The organism is Streptomyces botrytidirepellens (genome assembly GCF_003721215.1).
Taxonomy (GTDB): domain Bacteria; phylum Actinomycetota; class Actinomycetes; order Streptomycetales; family Streptomycetaceae; genus Streptomyces; species Streptomyces himastatinicus.
The window spans coordinates 1-2,471 of the sequence record NZ_RIBZ01000156.1 but is presented as its reverse complement, the minus strand read 5'-3'; the positions used below and the strand labels follow the sequence as shown (position 1 = coordinate 2,471).

The window sequence follows — 2,471 nt, the reverse complement described above, 5'->3', positions numbered from 1 at the left end:
CGGCGGGCCACCGGCGGTGGCCGTGGCCGGGGTGCGGGCGGCGACGGGCCGCCCGGCAAGAAGCGGTTCATCGACTACCCGCGCGCGGGCAAGTCGGGCTTCCGCCGCTGGGTGCCGTCCTGGCGGCTCGTCACGGGAACCTTCATCTTCTTCTTCGCGGCGCTGCTCAGTGCCGTGGGTATCGGGTGGATGATCGTCGACGTTCCCACCGCGCAGGCCGCGTCGCAGGCTCAGAAGAACGTCTACTACTGGGGCGACGGCAAGCAGATGGTGGTCTCGGGGGGCGGTGACCTCAACCGGCAGATCGTGCCGCTCAACAAGATCCCCCAGGACATGCAGAACGCGGTGATCTCGGCGGAGAACGCCAGCTTCTACCAGGACTCGGGCGTCGACCCGATGGGTATCGCGCGCGCCGTCGTCAACATGGCGCGGGGCGGCGCGACCCAGAGTGGGTCGACCATCACCCAGCAGTTCGTGAAGAACACGTACCTCGACCAGTCGCAGACGGTGACACGCAAGCTCAAGGAGCTGTTGATCTCCGTCAAGGTCGGCTCGACCAAGAGCAAGGACTACATCCTCGCGGGGTACCTCAACACGGCGTACTACGGCCGCGGTGCCTACGGCTGTCAGGCGGCGGCCCGCGCGTACTTCGACAAGGACTGCGAGAAGCTCAACGCGAGCCAGAGCGCCTTCCTCGCCGCGACGCTCAACGGGCCCAACCTGTACGACCCGAACGGCGGCTACGGACCGTCCGCGAGCGCGGAGGCCAACACCAAGCGGGCCACGGCGCGCTGGGCGTGGATCCTCAAGCGGGAGGTCCAGGTGGGCCGGCTGAAGAAGGCCGATGCCCAGTCCTGGCTCGCCAAGGGCTTGCCCAAGATAAAGAGCCCGAAGGTGGCGACGAACAAGCAGGGCCAGATCGGCTATCTCACCGAGCTCGCCGACAACTACGTCGTCGCCAACACCAACATCAGCCAGGCGAAGCTGGACAAGGGCGGCTACCAGATCCACACCACCTTCGACCGCAAGAAGATGGGTCTGCTGAAGAACGCGGTCAGCAAGGTGGCCAAGGAGAACCTCAAGCCGAAACAGCGCGACGTGGACAAGTACGTGCAGTTCGGCGGTGCCTCGGTGGAGCCCAAGTCGGGCAAGATCAAGGCGATCTACGGCGGCAACGACGCGCTGGAGCACTATCGCAACAACGCGGACTACACCGGTGTCCAGGTGGGCTCGACCTTCAAGCCCTTCGTGCTGGCCGCGGCGATGAGGGATGGTGTCCGGGACCGCAACGGTCCGCGGGACCAACCGGATTCGCAACGCACCAGGGTCAATCCGTCGAGTGTCTACGACGGTGACAACAAGCTGACCCTGCGCGACTACGACGGATCCGTCTGGACGGACAAGAACAACCAGGAGTGGCACCAGAGGAACGACGGTGACGAGGACAAGGGCAAGATCAGCCTGCGCACCGCGATGCAGTACTCGGTGAACACGCCCTTCATCCAGCTGGGCATGGACGTCGGCACCGACAAGGTGCGGGACGCGGCCCTGGACGCCGGCCTCAGCAAGGAACAGCTGGCCACGATCACCCCGACGTTCTCCCTCGGCACCTCCGCGCCCAGTGCGATCCGGCTCGCCGGGGCGTACGCGACGTTCGCGGCCAGCGGCCAGCAGGCCGATCCGTACTCGGTCGAGCGAGTCGAGGACAAGGACGGCGAGGTCTACAACCACGAGGACGAGGCCAAGCTCAAGCAGGCCTTCGACGCGGACGTGGCGAACAACGTCACCGACGTGCTGAAGAACGTCATCCAGCGCGGCACCGGCACCTCGGCGAAGATCGGCCGCCCGGCGGCGGGCAAGACCGGAACCACCGACCAGAACAAGTCGGCCTGGTTCGCCGGTTACACCCCGCAGCTGTCCACGTCGATCGGCATGTGGCGGGTGGACGACCGGGCCAAGCGGCAGGTCTTCCGTTCCATGCGCGGTGTGGGCGGCCAGGAGACCATCCACGGTGCGTCGTTCCCCGCCGAGATCTGGGCCGACTACATGCGCAAGGCGATGGCGGGCCAGCCGCCCAAGGACTTCCCGGCGGCCACACCGATCGGTGACAAGGTCTACGGCGAGAACGCGAGCCCCACGCCGACGACCCAGAAGCCGACGCAGACGCCGTCCCAGACCCCGTCGCAGACGCCGTCCGAGACGCCGTCCCAGACGCCCTCCGGCACCCCGAGTCCCACGCAGACTTGTGATCCGCTGGACTTCAAGTGCAACGACAACGCGGGTGGCGACAACCAGGGCGGCGAGAACGCAGGCCCCAGCGGCGGCCCGGGCGGAACCTCGCCCTCGCCGACCACGGAGCCACCGGGCGGCGGACTCTTCGGGGGCCCGTCCGGCTCCCGCAAGGACGAGTAGTCCCGACGTCCCGTACAGCGATCGGCGGCCGCGCCGGAGCATCCCGCTCCGGCGCGGCC

The 2,471-nt window shown here is 67.5% G+C and carries 1 protein-coding gene; it reads left to right on the top strand.

Features of this window, described 5'->3' with window-relative positions; translation table 11 throughout:
• Positions 1–2,412, top strand: a 2,412-nt coding sequence (locus tag EEJ42_RS12030; protein WP_246096386.1) for a transglycosylase domain-containing protein, incomplete at its 5' end; no start/stop codon positions are given.
• Positions 2,413–2,471: the final 59 nt, after the last annotated feature.